Origin of the sequence: Sinorhizobium chiapasense, assembly GCF_036488675.1 — a bacterium.
GTDB classification, from domain to species: domain Bacteria; phylum Pseudomonadota; class Alphaproteobacteria; order Rhizobiales; family Rhizobiaceae; genus Sinorhizobium; species Sinorhizobium chiapasense.
Window position 1 is genome coordinate 144,412 of the sequence record NZ_CP133149.1, and the last position, 19,420, is coordinate 163,831.

A 19,420-nucleotide genomic window follows, 5' to 3' on the forward strand; every position below is an offset into this window, starting at 1 on the left:
TTGCATCGCCATTCGTTTTAGTATTGATTGATGTTAAGCCTGTTTATCGAATTCTGTTATAATGAATACCGACGACATTGAGGTTTTCGTAGGTGCCGTGTCCTCTGGCAGCATATCCGAGGCGGGGAGGCGCCTTGGCTTAATGCCGATGGCGGCAACGCGTCGTCTTGCATCGCTGGAGAATAGCCTTGGCGTGCGATTGCTTCACCGAACCACACGGTCGCTGTCGCTCACACCAGAAGGTGAAGCTTTCCTTCCCTTCGCGGAAGCCATTATCGAGAATGAGCATCAGGGCCGCGCTCAGGTTCGTGCCGACACCTTGGGTGCTGCGGGCCTGCTTCGCGTTTCCGTGCCGATCGCCTTTGGGATGAAGATCGTCGCGCCGTTGATTCCGACCATCCTGGCGGAAAATCCGGAATTGCAGATTGCGCTGGACATGAACGATCGCCTTCCTGATCTGACCGCCACCGGAACTGATCTGGCCATTCGCATCGCGCGTCTCAAAGATAGCAGCTTGATCGCACAGAAGCTGACCGATAACCCCCGAACGCTTGTGGCTTCCCCACGCTATTTGGATGAGCGCGGCGTGCCGCGCAGCATCGCTGATCTTGCTCATCATGATTGTCTCCCGATGACCGGGGTCACACACTGGACCTTCATTTCCGGAGGCTCTGAAAACCACGTTCGCGTCGGTTCGCGGTTTTCCTCCAGTAGCATCGCGGGTTGTCAATCCGCCTGTTTAGCAGGCGCCGGAATTTCCCTGCTTTCCGAATGGGCGATCGCTGATGATCTAGTTTCGGGGCGGCTACAGCGCGTTGTCCTCGATGACGCCACTCCTGAGGAAATCGGGATTTGGGCCGTCTATCCGACGACCCGAAACGTCCTTCCCAAGGTCCGTGTTTTCGTCTCCGCCTTGCGGGACGTTCTGAGAACTGAGCCATCCATCGGTTAGAGAATCACGACCGCGCCTCGAACCCGATCTGAAGCATTAGCATGTCTCGAAAGCGGACCTCGGTGCGTCAGCCAGGCGAGACTTGATTATACTGTTAGCTGCGGCGCGTACCGAGTTTAGGGGAATCGGCATTCCGTTCGACCGCGGCACTCCAGCGAGGCGAAGCGGCTGCTCAGCTTTACCAACGCTGCTTGGGCGACAGCCGAGGATTAAAAAAGGCCCCGAGCCGGGAGGATGGCACGGGGCCTTGGGAATTTGATCGGCTCCGGGAGGAGATGAACCGATCGGTGCCTACGCAGCGGGAGGAGTTGCTGCATTCGACAACAACGACAATAAATCACTTCGCATGATTTAATAGAGCCTATGCTGCATTGCAGCATTGAGCAATCCTTTTACTCACTCACCCAGCTTCACTGCCGAAACCGCACTCTTTGCCTCAGGCTCACAACAATGATCTGAAGGGATTGGAACTGCAGACCCACTCCTCTGCCTCGTGCATCACTGAAAAATCCGGCTCTTGATCTTCAGGGTATCGATATGAAGTTCCGGCGTGAACAGATCTCTTGCCCGAAAGCCCGAAGGCGCTTTTTCGCGCGAATCTGGGCTCCCAGGAGAGCCATGGGCGAATTCATCGCCGCGGCCGCTCGGCGGATGGAATGCGCCGTCGCGATCGGCGAGGCTCGACAGGTCGGCCGAAAGATCGAAGAGCTGCTGGGCGACGAGGTGAACCACCTCCCCTTCGCGCTGGATCCTGCCGTTGATCGCCATCATGCTGGCGCCGAGCACCACCCGGCGCGATCGCTCGAAAAGCTTCGGCCAGACGACGACATTGGCGACGCCGGTCTCGTCCTCGATGGTGATGAACATTACGCCCTTTGCCGAGCCCGGGCGCTGGCGCACCAACACTAGGCCGGCCGCCATCAACCATTGCCCATCGCGCGCCGTCATCGCCTCGGCACAGGTGACGATCCGCCGCTTGAAGAGGTCGTCCCGCAAGAACCTCAACGGGTGCTGCCGGAGTGTCAGGCCGGTATGACTGTAGTCCTCGACGACGTTATGGCCATCGGTCATCTGCCGCAGTTCGACTTCCGGCTCCTGCTGCTCGGCAATCGCCCGCGCATCGCGTTCCGCCGCGGCCGTGAACAGAGGTAGCGGCTCGTCGCGCAGCGCCTTGATCGCCCAGAGCGCATCGCGTCGTTCGAGCCGCAATGACGGCAGGAAGGCATCGGCTTCGGCAAGCTCGACCAGCGATGCGACCGGCACCCCGGACCGTCGCCACATGTCGTCCACCGATGCGAAGGATTCGTCGGCACGCGCGACGACGATGCGCGCCGCGTCGGCACTCGCCAATCCGCGCACCAGCCGCATCCCAAGCCGCACCGCATGCCGGTCGGCGCCTTCGATCGGCTCGAGCGTGCAGTCCCAGCGCGAACGGTTGATGCAGATCGGGCGGACCTCCACACCATGCTTCCTGGCGTCTGTGACGATCTGCGCGGGAGCATAGAACCCCATCGGCTGCGAGTTGAGAAGCGCCACGCAGAAGACGTCGGGGAAATGGCATTTCACGTAGTTGGAGGCATAGGCGATCAGCGCGAAGGAAGCGGCATGGCTCTCGGGAAAGCCATAGGAGCCAAAACCTTCCAGCTGAGAGAATGTCTTTTCGGCGAAGTCCGGCGAATAGCCGTTCCCGATCATGCCGGAGACGAGCTTGTCCTTGAACTTGGAAACGCCGCCGGTGAACTTGAAGGTCGCCATGGATTTCCGGAGCTGGTCGGCTTCCCCGCCCGTGAACCCGGCACAGACCATCGCCACCTTCATGGCCGACTCCTGGAACAGTGGCACCCCCAGTGTCTTGTGGAGGACCGCCTCCAGCTCCGGGGTCGGGTACTCCACGGGCTCCTTGCCTTCGCGCCGACGCAGATAGGGATGGACCATATCGCCCTGGATCGGGCCGGGACGGACGATCGCCACCTGGATGACGAGGTCGTAGAAGGTCCGCGGCTTCATGCGCGGCAGCATCGACATCTGGGCGCGGGATTCGATCTGGAAGGTGCCGAGCGTATCGGCCTTGCGGATCATTGCGTAGGTCGCCGGATCCTCCTGGGGGATGGTGGCAAGGTCGAGATCCTGATGCTTGTGCTCTCCGATCAGCGCGAATGACTTGGCCATGCAGGTCAGCATGCCGAGCGCCAGCACGTCGACCTTCATCATCTTCAGCGCCTCGATGTCATCCTTATCCCATTCGATCACCTGACGGTCGGCCATGGTTGCCGGCTCGATCGGCACCAGATCATCGAGCCTGTCGTGGGTGAGCACGAAACCACCGGGATGCTGACCGAGATGGCGCGGCGCACCCATCAGCTGCTGGGCAAGTTTTAGAGTCAAAGCAAGACGCCGGTCGTCCGGATTGAGGCCGATTTCACGCACCTGCCGCTCGCCGACGGTCTCCGACCAGGACCAGATGCCGGAGGAGAGCGTTTTGATCAGGTCCTCCGGTAGACCAAGCGCCTTGCCGACATCGCGAATGGCGCCCTTGGCCCGATAGCGGGTGACGGTCGAGCAGAGTGCCGCCTTGTCGTGGCCGTAGGTCTTGTAGATCCACTGGATAACCTCCTCGCGCCGCTCATGTTCGAAATCGACATCGATGTCAGGCGGCTCGTCGCGCTCCTGGGAGACGAAGCGCTCGAAGAGCAGATCGTTGGTGTCGGGATCGATCGAAGTGATGCCGAGCACATAGCACACGGCGGAATTGGCCGCCGATCCCCTGCCCTGACAGAGAATGCCTTGTGACCGGGCATAACGGACGATGGAGAACACCGTCAGGAAGTAGGGGGCGTATCTCATCGTCTCGATCAGCGCCAGTTCGTGTCGGATCGTCTTTTCGACATGCGCCGGCAGCCCTTCGGGATACCGCGTCTTGACGCCCTCCCAGGTGTAATGCTCCAGCGACTGCTGTGCTGTCATGCCCGGGATCAGCGCTTCTTCGGGATATTGATAAACGAGCTCCTCGAGCGAGAACGTGCAGCGCTCGACGATCTCCATCGTGCGCTTGTGCGCTTCCGGGTAGCGGGGGAAGAGACGTGCCATTTCTTCCGGCGGCTTCAGATAACGGTCGGCGTGCCGCTCGCGCTCAAAGCCGACATCGTCGATCGTGGTCCCGGTGCGGATGCAGGTGACGACGTCCTGCAGCTGCCGGCGGCCGGGCTCATGAAACAGCACGTCATTGGTGACCACGGTCTTTGCCCGGTGCTTCACCGCTAGGTTCGACAGCTCGTGCAGGCGCAATTCATCATTGGGGCGCCGGCGCAGGCAGAGCGAGACATAGGCGCGGTCACCAAAGATTTCCGCCATCTTCCTGAGTTGCACGGCGCAGGTGTCGTCCGGCATATCCGGCACAAGAACGGCGATCAGGCCCTCGCTATACAGTACGACATCATCAAGATGCAGGATGCAATTTGCTTTCCCTCCGCGGCTCTTGCCCAAGGTCAAAAGCCGTGTCAGCCGTGAATAGGCGGCGCGATCGGTCGGATAGACGAGGATCGACATGCCATCCTGCAGATCGAGCCGGCAACCGACAACGAGCCGCAGGCCGGTGGCGCGCGACGCCTCCAGCGCCCGGACGATGCCGGCCAGGCTATTGCGGTCAACAACGCCGAGCGCCTCGATGCCCAAGAGCTTTGCGGTGGCGAACAATTCCTCTGCCGAGCTTGCGCCCCGGAGGAACGAGAAATGCGTGGTGACCTGGAGTTCGGCGTAGCGCATCACGCAAACATCCCGTGCATGAACCACTTATGCGATCCTGTTTCCGCATCGACGCCGTCGCCGGCTCGGAAAATCCAGAAACGTTCGCCGGTATCATCCTCGACCACGAAATAGTCGCGGACAGCGATCCATTCTGAGCTGCGTTTCCACCATTCGCCAAAGATCCGCTCCGGACCGTCGGCGCGCCTCACCCGCCGGCGCTTGCCGCGCCAGGTGAACGAGACCGGCGGATGATCCGGCAAAAGGGCAATCACTTCTATCGGTTCCGGACGCGCCAGAAGCCGCGGCGGCCTCGGCCAATGGAGCGGCCAGGTGGCGCCGTCCTCGTCGGCCGTCGGCGCGATCCGCTGGACACTGCGCTCAGGGACATCGCTTGCGACTGGCGCAACGCGAAAAATCCGCTGGCCGCCGCGATTGCCAAGCACATCGATAAGCGGAGTCACATCCGTCACCTGTTCTTCGATCAGGCATGACGCCGACTGTGTTTCGACAAGCGGCTCGGCGAGAGTGGCCGCCAGGCTGAGCTTCTCGATGCCGAAGCCGGGCTCGATCTTCTCGATCCGATCCCTGAACAGTTTCGCTAGCCAGGCGATGTCGCGAACCGGCTTGGCGGTCCCGGCCCTCAATGCCTGGATGGTATTGTCGATCCGGTGGACGATGAGGTCGGCGCGCCGCACGCCAAGCCCGCGATTCTCGAGCTCCAGACAGAGCTGCCGCACCAGGCGGCTGACGTATTTCTCGACGGTCTCCTGTGCGCCGATCGGTTCGGCAAAGGACTTGTTCACCTCGACGAGGTCCGCCGGCCGGATCGGATCGATCGGCTCGGCGACGCGGCCGTACATCTGGTCGAGACGCCGCCCGACCTCCGGGCCGAAGCGGAGCGTCAGCGGCGCCCGTGGCGTGGCGGCGAGATCGCCGATGGTTGCGAAGCCGAGGGTGCGGAGGCTTGCAACGATCTCGGCCGACAAGCGCAACGACGACAGCGGCAGATGGTTCACGGCCTTGGCTGTCTCGCCGCGCGGAATGATAACCGTCTCGCGATCCGTGGTGCGGGCAAGCGCATGCGCGGCACCCCACGTATCGGCGATCGCGGCATCGGCAGCGAGACCTCGGCCGCGGAAGCGATTGATAAGACCCGAGAGCATAAGCTCCTCGCCACCTTGAAGGTGATCGGCGCCCTCGGTGTCCATGACGATGCCATCAGGAGGATCCATGGCGACGACGGGGGAGTATTGCGACAAGGCCCAGAGCGTCAGCCGTTCTAGTGCTGCGAGGTCCGCCGCCGGATCGGCATCGATCATAATGAGGCCCTGGAACAGCGCCTGCGCCTTGGCAGCCGGCATTCCGACACGAAGCCCGAGTTTGAGAGCTGCCCGATCGGTCGCCGCAATCCATCGCTTTGAGCCGCTCCTGGCAATCACCACCAGCGGCGTTTCAACCGATAGCGACGGATCGGCCCGCCTGATCCGGTCGGTAGGCAGTGTCGGAAGAAAGACAGATACGACCCTGGCCATCGCATGCTCCGATGATGAATTCGCCTCCCTCTCCTGCCCGGAGCCGCATCAGCTCCGCCAGCCACCGCGCCCGCCCGACACCCGGCACGGGAAGCGGCTCGGATGGCAGCACCGAGATCCGCCAGCGGGTTGCCGCGGCCGTCGGCATGCCGAAGTCTGATGCTTCCGTCTGCCGACGCCACCGGCGGATCACCAGGCCCAATGTTCCCGACTTTTCCGCCGCAAGCTGCAGACGGCGCGATGCCGTCATCGGCAGGCGCACCAGCTCGGCAACGACGGCGCCAAGGCCGCCATAACGCAAGGCCTCCTCGAAGCTTGCGAGCACCGTCTCTTCCTTGTCGCACTCGACGAAGGTGACGCGATCAGGATGAAGCCCGACCTGGGCAAGGGCGGGAAAGAACAGATCAAATCGGGTCAGGCACCAGACGACCTTGCCGGTGGTACGGGCAGCGATGCCGCCGATGAAGAGTGCCGCGGCCGCCCCGTCGATGGCGCCGTTTCCACCACCGGCCACTTCGTGCAGCGCGCCATAGGCGAGGCCACCTCCCGGCAGCTGCGCGTCTATCTCGCTGACCCCGAACGGTAGAACGCTGCGATTGCGTGAGCCTGCCCCTTCCAGGCTGGCGATTTTCTCGCGCAACTCGTCGAGTACGGGGTTTGAAATGGCGGCGGCTGCGGTCATGATCTCCTTTACGGCAACCCGTTTTCGGCTTGAGAAGTAGAATTATGTTCTGTATTTGTTCTCAAAGCGCAAATGAGTCAATGCGCATATGGCGCGGGAAAGTTGAGGGAGAGTCCCGAACGGAGAATTCCGTGAGTGGATTCAATTCGATGGCACGAATGGGAATTTTTTCGCATGGCGCGACCGGAGCCTGTGAGCGATTTGGATCGAAAACTGAAGGATCACCGTGAGCCGAACATCGAATTCATCTGTCACCGATGTGACCGCCACTCCAAGCTTGAGCGTAAGCTCCTGGTGAAAGCGTTTGGCGCCGGTGCGAGCTTGGCGGCGATCCGCCGTCGCATGGCAACGGGCTGCGAGCGCATGCAGACGCCGGAGGGTGACAAATGCGGCGCGCACTTCCCATGTTTGGCTGAGGGACCTGATGGAAGCTAGGCCATGACAAACGACGAAGGCAGCAAGCGGCCGCGCAAGATCGTTCACATCGACATGGATGCCTTTTATGCATCAGTCGAGCAGCGCGACAATCCAGAGCTGCGGGGCCTGCCGGTTGCCGTCGGCTATCCTGCGGCCCGCGGCGTGGTGGCGGCCGCCAGCTACGAGGCACGCAAGTTCGGCGTTCATTCGGCGATGCCCTCGGTGACCGCGAAGCGCAAATGCCCCGACCTCATCTTCGTCAGGCCGCGCTTTGACGTCTACAAAGCCGTCTCGTTGCAGATCCGCGCGATCTTCGCCGAATACACGCCGATGATCGAGCCACTCTCGCTCGACGAGGCCTACCTCGATGTCACCGAAAACCTGAAGGGCATGGAGATCGCCACCGAGATCGCCGCGGCGATCCGGGCGAAGATCAAGCAGGTCACCGGTCTCAATGCGTCGGCCGGGATTTCGTACAACAAGTTCCTCGCCAAGATGGCATCCGACCTGAACAAGCCCAATGGTCAGGCTGTCATCACGCCGAAGAACGGGCCGGCCTTCGTCGAGGCCCTCCCCGTCAAAAAATTCCATGGGGTAGGCCCCGCAACGGCCGAAAAGATGCATAGGCTCGGGATCGAAAAGGGCGCAGACCTCAAGGAGAAGACGCTCGAGTTCCTGGTCGAACATTTCGGGAAGTCGGGACCATATTTCTATGGGATCGCCCGCGGCGTCGACAATCGCCAGGTCAAGCCGGACCGGGTGCGGAAATCCGTTGGCGCGGAAGACACGTTCTCCGAGGACATTCACTCCTTCGAACCGGCTCGCGAAGGCCTTCAGCCGCTGATCGAGAAAGTCTGGGGTTACTGCGAGGCCAATGAGATCGGCGCCAAGACCGTCACGCTCAAGGTAAAGTATGCCGACTTCAGCCAGATCACGCGAAGCAAGACGGTCACGGCACCTCTGCCGGCGATTACCGACCTCGAGGAGGTGGTCGGCCTGCTTCTCGGGCCGATCTTTCCGCCGCGTAGGGGAATCCGCCTGCTCGGCGTGACGCTGTCATCATTGGAACGGCGGACCTCTGGGGTGGCGCCGCAGTTGCGGCTGGCGCTTTAGACCGCAAGCGTTGTCTGGACAGGATCGATCGAATGGCGCTTGACACGGAATGTCCCTGCCGGCAGCGGGCGAAGGATTTCGCCCTGGGGTACAAGCCCATCGAGCCACGCCAGGCGGTCATCTCGTGTCAGCACCGCCATCTGCCGGTGGTGAAACGGCGCGAGATCGGCATTCGCCTCGACTGTCAGGATGGCGTAGGCCTCCGGCCAGTCCTCGAGATCCGAAATCCATTGTTCCAGTGACGGTCCTGCCATTCATCCTACCGGTGGTTGTTGATGGTGCAGACCACTTTAATGGGAGTGGTTGTGTTCTTGGAACCCTCAAAACATCTTGGGTGGTATCAATATGGCGCATCGCTGACGCGACCCCGCTCTATGCCTTCGGCACGAAGACCGCAAAAAAGCGTTCTTCGCCCAGTAGGGTAACGATCGGCTGCGCAAGAGCCGCCTCGCGGCCTTCACGTCATGACTGCATCAAATTGCTATGAAAGCCGTTTACAGCTTGCGGTGAAATCAGCATATTGCCAACCGGCAACGACAATCGAGAGTTGGTCGTGGCAAGTCGCTAGCCCTTCTTGTCATGCACCACGGGGCCGTCCTGATCTACGAGCCAGGGCGGCCCTTCTCGTATCTGAAATGGCGGCCGCCAGGCGGCCGGCTCTGCCTTCCTGAAGGAGGGAAAGAGGGCGCTGCCCTCTCTCCCTCACAAGGGAAAAAACGGTCTCCCCGTCCTTCCTCCCCTCGCCTCCGGCTCGCTCCGTGCAGGAGCGACGCAATCCGCATGCGCGGATTTTGCGTCGCCCCTTCGGCTTTGGCCTCGGGCGGGCGAACCCCCTCCGTTTTGTTCCCTTGCCTCCCTCTCTCCCGCTGCTCCGCGCGAGCTCGGGGAGCAGGAGCGGGGCTCCTGCCCCTCGGGCAAGAGCTAGACCGCTTCGCGGAAAGGAAAGGGCTAGAAAATGGTAAGAGCAAACACCGCTTATGTGCTGGACCCGGAAACCACGATCTTTAAGCCGGTAGAGCTTCAGGTCGATCTGGGCATCCGGCCGCTTTACGCGATTATCGGCTGCCGCCTGCTGGAGGTCGTGCGGTTCGATGAGCGGCACACGCTTTTCGTCGACGAAGAAGGTCTGCAGGACGGGTTGACCGCCTTCACGATCTTTGAAGGCTTCCCGCAGCCGATCGCGGGCAAGATCGTGCTTGTCGGAGGCGACGGCAGCACACCTTATACGTCCCCCCTCATCAGCCTTGAGGATGCAGCGAAGCATTTCAAATGCTGCCGTCCGGTCCTGGACCCGGTTTTCGCAAAGGCAGACGAGATTTCGCCGGGCGGTATCATCATCGCCGGTGCGCTCGCAGGGTTGCAATGCCGCATCGAGCGCCGCGCCCCTACCCTTGTCGAGGGAGAGGCATGATGAAAATCGCGGCCATCGAAAACAACATCCTCGCCATCGTCGCAGGAACCTTCGCCGCAACCATTGCGGCGGAGGACATCGAGCCGCAGTTTCATGCGCTCACCCACTTTCCCGACCGGCGCGCAAGGTCAGAGCTTGCAGACCTGGCCGAGCGGCTGAATCAGTTTGGCGCCTATGTCGTGGAGCTTTGGAACAAGGCTTGCGAGCCGATTCCGGAGGCTGAAATCGAAGCCTTCGCCCGCCGCCACGTCGATCTGACGCGGCGCTATTGGGCGGCGGAAGGCCGCTGCATGAATTGGTTTATCACCGGCCCTGCCCGCTTCCCTGTCGCCCGCAATGAAAGGCGTATGAAGATATCCGACGCCCGCCGCGCCGATCTGAAGGCGCAGGAAGCGACGGCCCGAAAGGCAGCGAAGCGGAAGGCGTTCCCGCACGGCACAGACGATGAGCCGATCCGTTCCGGCGATCCGGCCGCCTTGCAGCGGATCATGACGCGCATCGAGGAGACCGCTCTTTCCATCGACCGGATGAAGGCCGCGAACGCGATCATCCGGCGCATGGAGAAAGACCTTGTGACGGAAGAGGACATGATTGCTGCTGTCGCGGCGAACACCGGCCTTTCTCCCGAAGCCGCAGCCAGAGGCATCAAACTAGCGCCGTGGCAGTCCCGACGCGGGTTCAGCACGACCAACAGCCGCGCCGAGCTCCGCCGCCTGCAGCGGCGCCTTGCGGCGCTTGCAAGGATGAAGGAGCGCGGCACCCAAACCGAAGAGGTCGAGACGAGCGCCGGAGCCGTCGAGATGAAGGAGAACGCCGAGATCGCGCGTATCCAATTGATCTTTCCCGACAAGCCCGACGATCCGACGCGGCGCGTGTTGAAGGCCAATGGCTTCCGCTGGTCACCGTCGCAGGGCGCGTGGCAACGGCACCTGAACGAGGCCGGACGCTACGCCGCGCAGCGCGTGCTGAAGACGATCAGCGCGGCCAGCGCGGCCTGATCACTCGCCCAAACCCAAGAAAAGGACAATTCCGATGGTCGACACGATCTATTCCGCGATGGAGTTTTACGGCAAGGGCGACCCCTTTTTTGGAGGCACTGCCGCCGACTGGGCGCTCTACAAGACCGAGGACGGTGCGCTCGCTTTCATGGGAGCCGCCGAGGCGCAGCGATGCAAGTTGGTTATGGCTTACTTCCCGACTGCTGCCGAGGCAGAGAAGGCCGGAACCGCAGCGAGCACCCGGAAGGGCTCGATTTCTGCCGTTCCCATCAAACCCCGGCTCGAAGTCCCGACCGCACAGATTTCGTGGATTGTTGGCAACAAGCATGTCGGCGAGGAGGACCGCGAGCTCGCCGAGGACTTCGCCGACCGGGCGAAAAGGGCGGGCGCCGCCGACGCGGATTTGATCGCGCAAATCGTCGCCTACGCGCTTGCCTGCCATCGCGCAAATCAGGCGTTGGTCGCGCATTTCCGGCTTTAGAAAACGTGTGGACGCTATTAAGACTGCAACCAAAGATTGGCGGCGCTATTCGACGGCGCGGCCCGCAGCATCAGCTACAGGAGCGGAAGTTGAGCCGATACACTGTGCAGATCACGAACGGGACGACAACGGACGAGGAAGGGACGATCGGCTACGATCGGCCGTTGCGGACCTTCTTTCTACAGGCGTTTCCAGACCCGGAACCGACGAATGCGCTCTTTGGCTGGGCGCGTTCATTGAGGAATACCCGACTTTGGAATCCATCATCGAGGCCGCCCGGGCGCGAGGCTACGAGGTCCGTGGCCTGACGAAGGAAATGATGCTGGCGATGCTCAAGGAAGCGGGACCGCCGCACCCGCCGAGCCTTGGTGAACGACTCGGCATAGTGCGGTAAAACGTAGAGATCAGTTTCGAGGGCGGAAGCAGCAGCGCCGAGCCAGCGGCGCGTTCGGGGAGGATGGGCCACCCCGACCGAGGCGACGGCCTCGCCCTCGAACCGGAGGTGCTGCATGTGGTTCCTACCACTTAGCATCACCCTAGACGTGAAAAGGACCCGGACCACCTGGCAAGTGCGGATCCGAGTCCAATTCTGGCTCTAGGAAACGGGGGCGGGCCGCACGGCTCGTCCCCACTCCGGAACTCAATATAGCGATTTTCGCCCCAACTTCAAAGCGCCCCGGCCGTTCCAACCCCGCATCGAGCGGGCCAGGAACGGAACGAGGGGCGCCCCTTTCGCCCCTCCCCTCGTGCTCCCCTCCCCATCCACGGCGGCCGCCCCGCTCGGGCCGGACGGCTCACTTCGCCTTGTTGTCGTTGTCGGCCATTGAAAACTGGAGCCCTGCCCTGCCCTGCCCCGCTGCAGCAAGACCGCGACCGAGATCCGGCCTGACGGCCGGATGGCAACTTGCCGATTGACGACGAAGGCGGCGGCCGGAGCTACGAAGGCCGCGCTTGTCGGCATCTCCTTAGTGGCTGTTCGCAATCTAATGCTGCGCACGATACGCGCCACGCCCAGCCTTGGCCTGCAACCCTAAAGGTTCTCCTCTCCGCTTCGCTCCGTTGCGACCGCTTCGCGGTGCACTCGGCGGTGCCTGCCGTATTCGAGCTTCGCGATTACGCACTACCACTAACGAGGATCCACCTCATGAAAACGCCTTCTGCCAGAAAACCGGCCGCCGCCTTCGCCTCTACCTCAATCGGCAAGTCGCCAACCTGTCCCATAAGGGCCAGTTGAAGATCTCGGTCGCGGTCTCCCTTCCGCTCATCGCCAAGGTCGAGGTCAGCTACCAGTGCGATTTCAACGCCAAAGCCGACAACGACAACAAGCCGAAGTGAGGGGCTGCGCCCTGTCTGGCAGGGCGCGGCTTTCCGCTGTGGCCCGCGTGCCGCCGCATATCTCCTCCGGAGATATTGCGTCCTCATGCTTGAAATCACAGATTGAATGGGTGAGCATGGGACATCAACCACCAAGGGAAAACTTCGTGACAACCCAAGAGGCGCAGAGGATGACAACATTTTCCGAGTTGCCCGCGATGGCGAGCAACTCGGTTCAGCAGGCTCAGGAGGACATGGCGCTGATCGCCCGGGGCGAGGAAGCCGACCTCCCGTGGCGCCGGCTTCGCGTTCTCCTTGATCACGGCCTGGTCGAGATCAACACGCCTGTCATCCTGGGTGGACCGCTTGCAGGAAGTCGAACATCCATCTCGTGGACGGACGAGGGCATGCGGTTCATGGGACAGGTCAGCTAAGGCACGAGGATTGAGCATGTCGCGAACAGAAACGTCGGCACCATACAGGATCGTTTCATCCAATGTGCTGTTATCCCGAGAAGACTCGGAATTGATCGCCAATACCGGCGTTGACGCCATCGCCGCCGTGCGGGACAGGCTTCAAGTAGAATTCGACCGCCCGGTAAAGATCGAGGTCAATGAGGTTTTTGACGCCGACGCCCATAGCCTTTAGGGCTGGCGGCCGCGTTTTCCAGCCGCGCCGGCCCCGGTGGGCCGGCATAGCGGCCGGAACGACCGCCAAGAAGCGGAGCAGGCGGAGGAAACCCGCGCCCTCAATTGCGCCGTAGGGTTTCCGGAGACAACCTCCTGCGGCTGCCCTTTTAGCCGGTCAAGCGGCGCGAACTGGCTTCGGCCGCGCCCGGCGTTCGCCTGGTATGCTCATTGTCGCATTAGTGAGGAAGGACGCTCTGCCCCTCCTTCCTCGCGAAACCCTGGTTTCGACCCGATGCGGAAGTTCCCCCGCCGAGGCCGAGGGGGAAATCATGACCCATTCAAGTCATTGCCGATCGCATGACGAAATGTCTTGATCGCACCACCAAGCGGACTTCAGCTAGGTGTCATCAACGAGCCGGGGTGCTATTTCCGTTCGACATTGGGAACGATGCGCTGCTAGGCGCCCGTCCTGACCCTTCTCTGCGCTTCCTATTGAGGCGCCGCTACGGCAGACCGCAAAACGCGCGTCCCGGACAGCAGGAAGGCCCACGGTGCCGCGACCACTTGGCGATGGCCGTTCGTAACAGTAACGTACTTCCGGGCCTACGGAAGATGGCCGACACTTCCGTCATTGCAGACAGCGACGAGCGGGTCGCATACGAGCAGCGCGAAGTGCGCCGTGGTGCGAGCTCTCTCAAGTCGCATTCAGACTGACAGGTCCGAGCGCGTCGATAGACGCACAGCAGCTTGAGGTCATGCAGTAAAGGAGGAAACCTATGAATGCGAGAGGCAGTTCAGACAAGGGCGACACAAGAACCCCCGACGGCATTAGCCGGCGCAGCATCCTGCTCGGCAGCACCACGCTTGCGGCTGCTGCGCTGAGCGCGGTCACGCCGGTCCGGATGGCGCAGGCTCAGGAAGCGGCTCCGGCTCAACCGGTCGGAGGCCTCCCCAACGTTTTGGCGATCATGGCCGACGACATCGGCATATTCAACGTGGGTGCCTACCACCACGGCATGATGGGAGAGCGCACCCCCAACATCGATCGCATTGCCCGCGAGGGCGTATTGTTCACTGACGCGTACGGCCAAGCCAGTTGCACCGCCGGGCGCGCCGCCTTCATTACCGGGCAACTCCCAATGCGCACGGGTCTGACCACTGTCGGACTGCCGGGTGCGCCGCAAGGCTTGTTTTTCGAAGACCCCACCCTTGCGGAACTGCTCAAGCCGCTGGGCTACATGACCGCCCAGATCGGCAAGAACCATTTGGGCGACCGCAACGAGTTCCTGCCGACGGTCCACGGCTTCGATGAGTTCTACGGCAACCTCTACCATCTCAACGCGGAGGAAGAGCCGGAACAAGTGGACTATCCGAAGGACGATGAATTCAAGCAGAGGTTCGGACCGCGCGGCGTGCTGGAGACCAAAGCCGCAGAGACGGACGACCCGACCGTGGACCCGCGCTTCGGCCGCGTGGGAAAACAAACCATCAAGGACAGTGGGCCCCTGACGAGCAAGCGGATGGAAACAGTCGAAGACGACCTCCTCCAACGCTCACTAGACTTCATGGGGCGGGCGAAGGCCGCCAACAAGCCCTTCTTCCTGTGGCACAACACGACGCGCATGCACGTGTTCACGCATTTGTCGGACCGCTGGAAGAACAAGACCAAGTACGGCCTTTACGCCGACGGGATGGCGGAGCTCGACTGGGTGGTCGGTGAACTCCTGAACAAGCTCGATGAGCTGGGGATCGCTGACAACACGATTGTCATCTTCACCACGGACAACGGCGCGGAGAAGTTCAGCTGGCCGGATGGCGGGACCAGCCCGTTCCGCGGCGAGAAGGGGCTTGGCTGGGAGGGTGGCTTCCGCGTGCCGTTCGTGATGCGCTGGCCGGAGAGGATTCCCGCGGGCCAGGTGCTCAACGGGATTTTCTCGCTTGAGGATGTGGTGCCGACGATCATGGCCGCCGCAGGCGTCCCGGACGTGAAGGAAAAGCTGCTCACGGGGTACAAGGCCGGCGACAAGACCTTCAAGGTGCACCTCGACGGCTATAACCAACTCCCCTACCTCTTCGGTCAGAGTCAGGAATCCGCTCGCCGCGAGTTTTTCTACTATGGCGAGGCCAATCTCTACGCCATTCGCGTCGACGATTGGAAAATCCACTTCCAGACCAAGGACAATTGGTTCGCAGGGCAGACCGTCACGCCGACCACGCCGCAGCCGGTGAATCTCCGGGTGGATCCTTTCGAGCAGCACATGGAGGCGCCATACTACCCGTTCTACGCGGGCTATAAGCTATGGACGGTCATCCCGGCGCAGGCATTCGTGCATCAGCACCTGGAGTCGTTCAAGGCCTTCCCACAACGCCAGAACCCCGCTGGCTTCAACCTCGGCGACGCGGTGGGGCAGGCGCTGCGAGCCACTGCTGCCGGAGGAGGGTAAGGGCGAGACTTGGCTGCGCCCGTCCTCTGGTGGGCGGGCGCAGCTCACCTAATCGCAACCATCGCGTCCGGGATATGGGGCTATTGTTTTGGGTTGTTCGGTGTTGGATGATGCGCAGGCTGATATCTGCAATTTGGCGCAACTTTCCCGCCCACGAACGTGAAGGTCTGACCCGAAGCTGTCAGTGCCAGCACCACTTTTCAACGACCGCTTGCGCGCATTACAGTGACGTTACGCCACATGGCTGGCTGTGTGGCCCTCCCGAGGTATCCAGTCGCTTTGCGAGTCCGTTCCCTTCGGGCGTCGGCGGCACACCTTCGGCATTAGTCGTCGGCGGGTGGGTGGCGCCCGAGAGGACAGTCGCGTGCCAATGACACAACCGGAGCAAACCGATGCATCTTCTGTTGAAGCTAATAGGGCTCGTGTCGATCGCTGCACTTATCAGTCCCGGCGGCGCCTACGCGGACGTTTCCGAGCAGACACTCAGGTCGCTCGGCGCCCCTGACAAGATTGAGACCAGCGCCGGAACGCTGGAGTTCAAGGACGGTGTGCCGACCGCCGAAACGGCGCAGAAGGTCTACGACGCGCTGGGCTTCGCCAATGCCCTCAGCGTCTACAACAACAGCTTCCGTGGCGCCTCGGCGCTGGCGATCGCCAAGGGGATCGAGGAAATCGGCGCCAAGCCCGGCGATGTCGTGATCTTCTCCGACCTTATGGATTCGAGCTCGCTCTTCCTGACGGCCAATGCCGACACAATTTACTACTTCACCACGCTCGATCTGAGCAAAGGCCCGGTGGTGGTCGAGCAGCCGTCGAAGGCCGTCGGCACCATCAACGACATGTGGTTCTCCTGGATCATCGACATCGGCGGTCCCGGCCCCGACCGTGGGCTCGGCGGCAAGTACCTGATCGTCGGGCCGGATTATGACGGCCCCTTGCCTGAGGGCGGCTACTTTGTCGCCCATTCGAAGACCAACCTCGCCCTCTACGCCGCGCGGGCCTATCTCGTCGATAACGACCCCAAACCGACAGTGGAGAACATCAAAGAGAACCTAAAGATCTACCCCTATCAGCCGGGCTCCTGGGGCACGAGCATCGCCCAGGCTCTCGAGGGAACCGTTCGCATCGCTGGCGAACCGAAGATCCCCGAGACGACCTTCATCGAGGGCAGCGGGCTGTCGTTCAACACCATCCCGCCCAGCGACTACGGTTTCTTCGAATTGATCAACGAAAACGTCCAAAGCCAGCCCGCCACCAGCTATGACGTGGAGCTCGCCGGACAGCTTGCCGCCATCGGGATCGTGCATGGCAAGGAATTTGCGCCCGACGACCGCATGAAGAAGATCCTGTCGGATGCGGCTGCCTTCGGCCAGGCAGCCGGCCGGGCGCTCAACTGGCGCTATGCGATGCAGCACCCCGATTGGGCCCTTTACGAAGGTTCGAAGTGGGGCAGCATGCTGTGGGAAGGCGGCGCGTTCTTCGAGACGCCGCCGCCCCTCTTCGAGAACGGCATGTTCAAGCCGCTTCCGCCTACCGGCGCCCGCACCCTCGATTCGCGCACGGCCTTCTACTACGGCTACACGCTCGACTCGCCCGGCATGATCATGCGCATTCCGGGCGTGGGCTCGCAGTATCTGATGGGCTTCCTCGATGCCGAAGGAAACCCCTATGACGGCGCAAAGACCTACAAGGTGACGCTCCCCAAGGACATTCCGGCCGAGGCCTTCTGGTCGTTTACTCTCTATGACAACCAGACGCGCTCGATGCTGCAGACGCCCCAAAAATATCCGCGGGCCGGAAGCCAGAGCTATCCCTCACCTGCCGCCGAGGCCGCCGCCGACGGCACGACGACCGTGTGGTTCGGCCCGACTCAGCCCGAAGGCGTCGCACGCGGCAACTGGATCCAGACAGACCCGGCGAAGGGCTGGTTCACCATCCTGCGCCTCTACAGCCCGAAGCCGTCGTTCTTCGACAAGACCTGGCGGCCAGGTGAGATCGAATTGGTCAAGTAGTTTAGAACGCAGGCTTACCTGACTAATCGCTTCGGCGCGCTGTGCGATTGGCGTGACCGAAGTCTGATTGTGGCCTGAGTCCGGTCGTTCAGAACCGCGTCGGCGAAGGTCCCGACGTGGCGCTACCTACTCGTTCCGATCGACGAGACGAATGGCAAAGTTCCACCGATAGTGTTGAAGAAGTCAGGCTTGAAGGCGGTAGAGTAGCTCGCTCAGGACGTCGCGAATGAGGTCGACGCGACCTCCTCGGCCTAAGTGGCCGGGATTACCGTGCCCTGGGTGCAGATCTTGGCCAATTTCCTGAGGTTCTGGGCGATGGCGGCGAGATGGAACTCATCGCGGGCACCGCAGGGGCCTCGCAGTCGCAATCTATCGAGCCTCAGAATGCGTTTGAGGTGCGCGAAGAGCATCTCCACCTTCTTTCGCTGATAGCGTGACGTCTGGTATGCGTCGGTTTTGGCGATGTCGCGAGCCATGTCGCGCGCGCCCTCATAGATTGAGCGCGTTACCTTGCGCGCCGGCGCCTTCGGACAACAGCGAGGCTTAAGTGCGCAGGCGTCGCAATCATGCTTGCTCGCCCGATAACGTAGCGTGTTGTCCTTCCCCACACCGGACCGCGGTGTCGAGAATGGCCGACGGTAGTGCTGAAGAAGCTTACCACCTGGGCAGCGGTAGGTGTCGCTTGCATGGTCGTAGGCGAAGTCCTCACGCGAGAAGGTGCCGTCCTTGCGCTTGGACTTATCGAACACCGGGATATGCGGCTCGATCCCGCGCTCATGCACCAGCCAGTTCAGCATCTCGGCCGAGCCGTAGCCAGTGTCGGCAATCAGCCGTTCCGGCCACAGGCCGAATTCGTCGTGAGTACGCTCGATCATGGTCTTTGCGGCTGTCACCTCCGCCTGACGCACGGCAGTCGAGGCCTCCACGTCCACGATGATGGCGTGCTCTACATCGATCAGGTAGTTGGTGCAGTAGGCGTAGACAGCCGGGCCGCCCCAAGAGGCGGTCCAGCGTGCCGCTGGGTCGACCGGCGAGATGAACTTGGGCTCGACCGGCGTGGCGGCTCCGAAGGCGGCATCATCCAGGGTGGCGAGATACTCTACGACAGCCCGCTTGGCTTTGGGGTCGAGGTCCTCGGCTGTCTCGATCCCGCGCTGACGATGCGCGTCCGCCACGATCATGCTGGCATCTACGGCAAAGCCTTCGCCGCCGACGAGTCCTTCTCTCATGCAGCGTCGCACGACGGTCTCAAACAGCTCGCGCAGCAGATCGGCATCGCGGAAGCGGCCATGGCGCGTCTTTGAGAAAGTCGAATGGTCCGGCACATCGCCCTCGAGGCCAAGCCGGCAGAACCACCTATAGGCCAGGTTCAGGTGGACTTCCTCGCACAGCCGCCGCTCCGAGCGGATACCGAAGCAGTAGCCGACAATCAGCATGCGGATCAGCAGTTCAGGGTCAATCGAGGGACGGCCGATTGGGCTGTAGTACGGCGCCAGGTGCTGGCGGACACCGGAAAGGTCAACGAAGCGGTCGATGGCCCTGAGCAGGTGATCCGCTGGCACGTGCCGTTCCAGACTGAAGCCATAGAATAGCTCCTCCTGCATCACACTTTGCTCGCCCATCATCGACTCAATCTCCTTCCGATAAGAAGACTGAATCAGTGCTTTAGGACTGTTTCAAGCCTGACTTTT

15 protein-coding genes and 1 pseudogene are annotated in these 19,420 nt (G+C 61.9%); 11 read left to right on the forward strand and 5 right to left on the reverse strand.

Features of this window, described 5'->3' with window-relative positions; all coding sequences use genetic code 11:
• Positions 1-61: 61 nt before the first annotated feature.
• Positions 62-952: a LysR family transcriptional regulator gene (locus RB548_RS21350; RefSeq protein ID WP_331375115.1), complete on the forward strand. Its 891-nt coding sequence runs from the start codon at positions 62-64 to the stop codon at positions 950-952.
• 498 nt (positions 953-1,450) lie between these two features.
• Here RB548_RS21350 and RB548_RS21355 read toward each other — a convergent pair whose 3' ends face one another.
• The 3 genes from RB548_RS21355 to RB548_RS21365 are packed head-to-tail and all read right to left on the reverse strand — an operon-like array spanning position 1,451 to position 6,910.
• Entirely contained in the window at positions 1,451-4,714 is a 3,264-nt protein-coding gene (locus RB548_RS21355; RefSeq protein ID WP_331375210.1) for an error-prone DNA polymerase, read from the reverse strand.
• Positions 4,714-6,228, reverse strand: coding sequence for a Y-family DNA polymerase (locus RB548_RS21360; protein WP_331375116.1), 1,515 nt, complete (start codon positions 6,226-6,228; stop codon positions 4,714-4,716). Before RB548_RS21360 ends, RB548_RS21355 begins: the two co-directional genes overlap by 1 nt.
• Positions 6,149-6,910: an ImuA family protein gene (locus RB548_RS21365; protein ID WP_331375117.1), complete on the reverse strand. Its 762-nt coding sequence runs from the start codon at positions 6,908-6,910 to the stop codon at positions 6,149-6,151. Before RB548_RS21365 ends, RB548_RS21360 begins: the two co-directional genes overlap by 80 nt.
• Before the next feature lie 174 nt (positions 6,911-7,084).
• Here RB548_RS21365 and RB548_RS21370 point away from each other — a divergent pair, with 174 nt between their 5' ends.
• Both RB548_RS21370 and dinB read left to right on the forward strand, forming a co-directional pair.
• The gene (locus RB548_RS21370; RefSeq protein ID WP_331375118.1) at positions 7,085-7,345 is read left to right on the forward strand and encodes a hypothetical protein; all 261 of its coding nucleotides are present in this window, start codon (positions 7,085-7,087) and stop codon (positions 7,343-7,345) included.
• A gap of 3 nt (positions 7,346-7,348) precedes the next feature.
• Entirely contained in the window at positions 7,349-8,440 is a 1,092-nt protein-coding gene (gene dinB / locus RB548_RS21375; protein ID WP_331375119.1) for a DNA polymerase IV, read from the forward strand.
• On the opposite strand, the pseudogene RB548_RS21380 reads toward dinB, so the two are convergent.
• Positions 8,437-8,655 (reverse strand): annotated as a pseudogene (locus tag RB548_RS21380) (SOS response-associated peptidase family protein); the annotation flags it as partial. The gene dinB and the pseudogene RB548_RS21380 overlap by 4 nt on opposite strands.
• Positions 8,656-9,395: 740 nt before the next feature.
• Here RB548_RS21380 and RB548_RS21385 point away from each other — a divergent pair.
• From RB548_RS21385 to RB548_RS21420, 8 genes are all read left to right on the forward strand, one after another.
• On the forward strand, positions 9,396-9,851 hold the full coding sequence (locus RB548_RS21385) for a DUF3846 domain-containing protein (RefSeq protein WP_102045883.1): 456 nt from the start codon (positions 9,396-9,398) through the stop codon (positions 9,849-9,851).
• Positions 9,851-10,849, forward strand: coding sequence for a hypothetical protein (locus RB548_RS21390; protein WP_331375120.1), 999 nt, complete (start codon positions 9,851-9,853; stop codon positions 10,847-10,849). Before RB548_RS21385 ends, RB548_RS21390 begins: the two co-directional genes overlap by 1 nt.
• A 34-nt stretch (positions 10,850-10,883) precedes the next feature.
• Positions 10,884-11,330, forward strand: a complete 447-nt coding sequence (locus RB548_RS21395; protein WP_331375121.1) for a hypothetical protein — start codon at positions 10,884-10,886, stop codon at positions 11,328-11,330.
• 253 nt (positions 11,331-11,583) lie between these two features.
• A complete protein-coding gene (locus RB548_RS21400; protein ID WP_331375122.1) occupies positions 11,584-11,724 on the forward strand; it encodes a hypothetical protein in 141 nt (46 codons plus the stop codon).
• Between the two features lie 1,111 nt (positions 11,725-12,835).
• A complete protein-coding gene (locus RB548_RS21405; RefSeq protein ID WP_331375123.1) occupies positions 12,836-13,078 on the forward strand; it encodes a hypothetical protein in 243 nt (80 codons plus the stop codon).
• Between the two features lie 91 nt (positions 13,079-13,169).
• Positions 13,170-13,292, forward strand: a complete 123-nt coding sequence (locus RB548_RS21410; protein WP_331375124.1) for a hypothetical protein — start codon at positions 13,170-13,172, stop codon at positions 13,290-13,292.
• A 757-nt stretch (positions 13,293-14,049) separates the two neighbouring features.
• Entirely contained in the window at positions 14,050-15,717 is a 1,668-nt protein-coding gene (locus tag RB548_RS21415) for an arylsulfatase (RefSeq protein ID WP_331375125.1), read from the forward strand.
• Positions 15,718-16,109: 392 nt separating this feature from the next.
• Positions 16,110-17,729: a DUF1254 domain-containing protein gene (locus RB548_RS21420; RefSeq protein WP_331375126.1), complete on the forward strand. Its 1,620-nt coding sequence runs from the start codon at positions 16,110-16,112 to the stop codon at positions 17,727-17,729.
• A 251-nt stretch (positions 17,730-17,980) separates the two neighbouring features.
• Here the strand turns inward: RB548_RS21420 and RB548_RS21425 are convergent, their stop codons facing one another.
• Complete coding sequence (locus RB548_RS21425) at positions 17,981-19,354, reverse strand: IS1182 family transposase (protein ID WP_331375127.1); 1,374 nt, start codon at positions 19,352-19,354, stop codon at positions 17,981-17,983.
• Positions 19,355-19,420 lie beyond the last annotated feature (66 nt).

Excerpts from the sequence above, each read along its gene's own strand:
- RB548_RS21350 (WP_331375115.1), top strand. The coding sequence starts at position 62 with ATGAATACCGACGACATTGAGGTTTTCGTAGGTGCCGTGTCCTCTGGC.
- RB548_RS21355 (WP_331375210.1), bottom strand. The coding sequence starts at position 4,714 with ATGCGCTACGCCGAACTCCAGGTCACCACGCATTTCTCGTTCCTCCGG.
- RB548_RS21360 (WP_331375116.1), bottom strand. The coding sequence starts at position 6,228 with ATGGCCAGGGTCGTATCTGTCTTTCTTCCGACACTGCCTACCGACCGG.
- RB548_RS21365 (WP_331375117.1), bottom strand. The coding sequence starts at position 6,910 with ATGACCGCAGCCGCCGCCATTTCAAACCCCGTACTCGACGAGTTGCGC.
- RB548_RS21370 (WP_331375118.1), top strand. The coding sequence starts at position 7,085 with ATGGCGCGACCGGAGCCTGTGAGCGATTTGGATCGAAAACTGAAGGAT.
- dinB (WP_331375119.1), top strand. The coding sequence starts at position 7,349 with ATGACAAACGACGAAGGCAGCAAGCGGCCGCGCAAGATCGTTCACATC.
- RB548_RS21385 (WP_102045883.1), top strand. The coding sequence starts at position 9,396 with ATGGTAAGAGCAAACACCGCTTATGTGCTGGACCCGGAAACCACGATC.
- RB548_RS21390 (WP_331375120.1), top strand. The coding sequence starts at position 9,851 with ATGAAAATCGCGGCCATCGAAAACAACATCCTCGCCATCGTCGCAGGA.
- RB548_RS21395 (WP_331375121.1), top strand. The coding sequence starts at position 10,884 with ATGGTCGACACGATCTATTCCGCGATGGAGTTTTACGGCAAGGGCGAC.
- RB548_RS21405 (WP_331375123.1), top strand. The coding sequence starts at position 12,836 with ATGACAACATTTTCCGAGTTGCCCGCGATGGCGAGCAACTCGGTTCAG.
- RB548_RS21415 (WP_331375125.1), top strand. The coding sequence starts at position 14,050 with ATGAATGCGAGAGGCAGTTCAGACAAGGGCGACACAAGAACCCCCGAC.
- RB548_RS21420 (WP_331375126.1), top strand. The coding sequence starts at position 16,110 with ATGCATCTTCTGTTGAAGCTAATAGGGCTCGTGTCGATCGCTGCACTT.
- RB548_RS21425 (WP_331375127.1), bottom strand. The coding sequence starts at position 19,354 with ATGATGGGCGAGCAAAGTGTGATGCAGGAGGAGCTATTCTATGGCTTC.